Source organism: Campylobacter concisus, assembly GCF_002914195.1.
In the GTDB taxonomy this organism is placed as follows: Bacteria; Campylobacterota; Campylobacteria; order Campylobacterales; family Campylobacteraceae; genus Campylobacter_A; species Campylobacter_A concisus_M.
Map to the genome: position 1 here is coordinate 1 of NZ_PPAU01000133.1, position 3,186 is coordinate 3,186.

Sequence of the window (3,186 nt, forward strand, 5' to 3'; positions counted from 1 at the left end):
GGAATAGATAATAGTGTAATAATCCTTTCCAAGCTCGTTTATAAAGCCATAATTTTCTTCAAAAAAGGCTTTATAATCAGAATTATCTTGTCCATCTAGCTTTGAATAGACTATATGAAATAAAAAAAATGGTCTAAACATTACAAGGTAATAATATAAATTTTCTTGATCATTGCTATCTTGCACGTCAGCAATTTTTGTATCTAGTTGATTGTTTTTTATTTTTATTGCCCTAGATAGTGCCATATAGAAGCATAAGAGCAAAATAGGATAAGTATTAGACCTGGTGCCAATACTTTTAAAATACCCTACAATTTGAGCATCATATTTATTTAAAACATTACCTCGTAGGGTTGCCAAATCTAATCCGTCCTTAACTATTGCTCCAATGTATGATTGCTCGATCAAATAGTCTAAAAAATTACCAGTAGATTTTGGCTTATTGGTGTTTAGCAAAGCAAAACCTTATTCTTGCTTTGAAAGCATTAAATTTAACTCGTTTTCTATGCTTAAAATATCGCCTTCTAGCTTTTTGCTATCAGATATGATCTTTTCAACAGCAAATTCTTTTTGAGCATAGTCGCTAATAGCCGTTCTTAAAAAGGCTACGTTTTGCCTTAATGCCAAAATAGCATTATTGTAACTATACAAAACTCCAACCAGTTTTGAATATTGTTCCATCTTGGTTGATAGAATTCTAGTTGGAGTTTCTATGTTTGTTTTTCTTGTGGTCTTAAAGTATTGTTCTGTTTGTTTTACTGCCATTTCTAATGCTGTTTGCACCTGGGCGCATGTTGCTGCACTATTATAGTTATTAATAGTGCAAGCACCAAACAATGAATTCGCCAAAAAAATACTTACTAGAACAATCTTTTTCATATTAAATTCCAGGAACTGATACGCCACCTACATCGCCAGTGCCAGTGCCAGTGCCAGTGCTACCACTATTTAAGATTTGATTTACGACGTTACTAGCCTCTTGTCTTGCATCTTTTACTGAATTAGTTATTTCAGCCAAAGCAGCTGTCGCATAAAATGGTGTAGAACACTCTTTTATTTTTGCAAAAGATATTCTTGCTAGCTCTTTTTTAGCTTCAGTGATTTTGGTCATGTAAGACATTACTAGAGAATTTTTCATATCTTGCTTTTGTGCTTCTGCAATAAAATAACCACGCTTTGAAGGCAATAATCTATTGAGCGCGTTTTGTGATGTATCTTTAATCTTGTCTGGATAGATTGTTTCTAGCGCACTTAGCATCATAGCACCCTCTTCCTCAGCTGTTTTAACATAGTTAGCCTCTAAGCTTTGTGCTGTTGTGCTTCCAGTTTTTCCTGATTGACTAGCAAAATATCTTTGCTGACATCTTTTAGCATTTTCAAGTGATGTTTCTTTGTAGCAGTTTGTATTCGCTACTAAATCGCTTGTAATTTCACTTTCTATTGTTGTTGATTTTGCAAAAGATGGCGATGTTGCTTTAGATAATTGCTGCGCAGTTTTAACCCTATTGTCAAAAATTTCTGACTCCGTAGGTCTTGTCTGATTAGCAGGCGAGCATATATCATAATAGTATTGCAACTTGCGCTTTACATTATTATCATCAAGATTTTTTAGCCCAGTTAGCGGAAACTGCTTCATACACTGAGCAATTACATCAGCTGCGGCCGAACTCTCTCCAGTTTTAGCATCGATAAAATTTGAATAGATAAGAGAAAAATTATCCATGCTCTCATTAGTATATTCACCATAAGCATTTTTTTGATTTCTGTTCTTGGTGCCAGAGCCTAAGAAGCATTTGTTGTCAGATTTTGTATTATCGCTACCAGTGTGGATATCTCCGCCAGTAATAGGGAAATACTTGTCTGATCCAGTAAGAATATTATTTAATGGATCTTGAACCCTATTTCTTACCGCATCTTTTACTTTATTCTTGGCTTCATCAGTCATTTTGCCAAATTCTTCTTTGCCATCACCTATTACTTCATCAACTTTTTCATCAAACATCTTACAAAATTCGGTTAAGAAGTTATCTTGGCAGACGTTCAAATCAGCTGACACGGTGCAAACTCCAAGATCAAGGCCGTTATTTAAAATTCCTAAGAGCTTATTTACTCCACTTGTCAAAGCCCCTGCTGCGCTACCGCAAATGCCAGAATTGCCAACATTAAAATCAGGTAAAGAGCAAGTAGCCTTTAGGTGATCAACGCCATATTTCGTGGTTTGGCTTCTTAGACTATTATTGAGTAAATTTGTTATAGTGTTGGTAATACCGCCACTACCTAGGCCACCTAGCCCACCAACGCCATTTAATATATTACCTACCATGTCGCTTGTTGAGCCGCCAATATTGCCTATCTTATCAATAGTGCTACTACCCATATTTGCCCAATCTGACATACTAGCTGATGAAAGGGTTGTGAGTAGTGCAACCGATAAAATTATTTTTGAAGTAGATTTGAACATCTTTCGTCCCCCGAAATGCTTTTACAAAAAGTTTTATAATCTGTTTCGTTCTTAAAATATGTCTTATATCCACTTAGAGTTTCGGCATATTTCATACCTGAAGCGTCAAGCACTCTCTTTATTCTCTCAGTTTTTGGGAAAGTTTGAGAGCTTTCTTTCATAATAGATATAGGGCTTGTAGCTTCTATTGAATTATCAGCCACTGGCAATATTGAATTATATAATGGCTGTTGAGTTTGCGAACCAGCTCCTATCTCGCTTGGGCTATAAGGTGCGACGACACCATTGTTGTTGCCATTTATAGTATTGTAGTTTGTCTGAGATGCTTGTTCGATCTCAGGTAAAATAAATATATCCTCTATTGAAAGTCTTTCTTTTACTTCTGGAGCTTCCATCTGGATAATATATTGTCCCTCGGCATTTCTTGTTCTATATACTCTTGGGAAAGTAATCTTATTGCTTTCCATGTAGTATTTACCAGCCTCATAGCTATCAATTATTGATCTATACTTCTGAGTTTGTCTGATTAGATCAAGCACTGCTTTTTCATAGCCAGCTTTTTAAAATTTCTCGTTAGCATCGTTGTAGCCCTTTTGGTAGTAGAAATTTTGTATTTCAGTGATGTCCTTTAAAGCTTGTCTCTTATACACATCTGACGCTGCCGACGAAGAGGATGTTGTAGTCTTCTTTGCATTCCGTGTCATTACAGAAAAAGAATATAGTTA

The 3,186-nt window shown here is 35.6% G+C and carries 4 protein-coding genes; all 4 read right to left on the bottom strand.

What is annotated here, in order from left to right:
* Nucleotides 1–456 (bottom strand): hypothetical protein (locus CYP28_RS09465; RefSeq protein ID WP_141090927.1); only part of this gene is annotated, 456 nt, incomplete at its 3' end.
* A gap of 9 nt (nucleotides 457–465) precedes the next feature.
* Nucleotides 466–879: a hypothetical protein gene (locus CYP28_RS09470; protein ID WP_103593978.1), complete on the bottom strand. Its 414-nt coding sequence runs from the start codon at nucleotides 877–879 to the stop codon at nucleotides 466–468.
* Between the two features lies 1 nt (nucleotide 880).
* Nucleotides 881–2,461 (bottom strand): hypothetical protein, encoded by a 1,581-nt coding sequence (locus CYP28_RS09475; RefSeq protein WP_103593979.1) that lies wholly within the window; start codon nucleotides 2,459–2,461, stop codon nucleotides 881–883.
* Nucleotides 2,437–3,000: a hypothetical protein gene (locus tag CYP28_RS09480; protein ID WP_103593980.1), complete on the bottom strand. Its 564-nt coding sequence runs from the start codon at nucleotides 2,998–3,000 to the stop codon at nucleotides 2,437–2,439. The genes CYP28_RS09475 and CYP28_RS09480 overlap by 25 nt, the downstream gene beginning before the upstream one ends.
* Nucleotides 3,001–3,186 lie beyond the last annotated feature (186 nt).

Coding starts and splice junctions, on each gene's coding strand:
- CYP28_RS09470 (WP_103593978.1), bottom strand. CDS start 879: ATGAAAAAGATTGTTCTAGTAAGTATTTTTTTGGCGAATTCATTGTTT.
- CYP28_RS09475 (WP_103593979.1), bottom strand. CDS start 2,461: ATGTTCAAATCTACTTCAAAAATAATTTTATCGGTTGCACTACTCACA.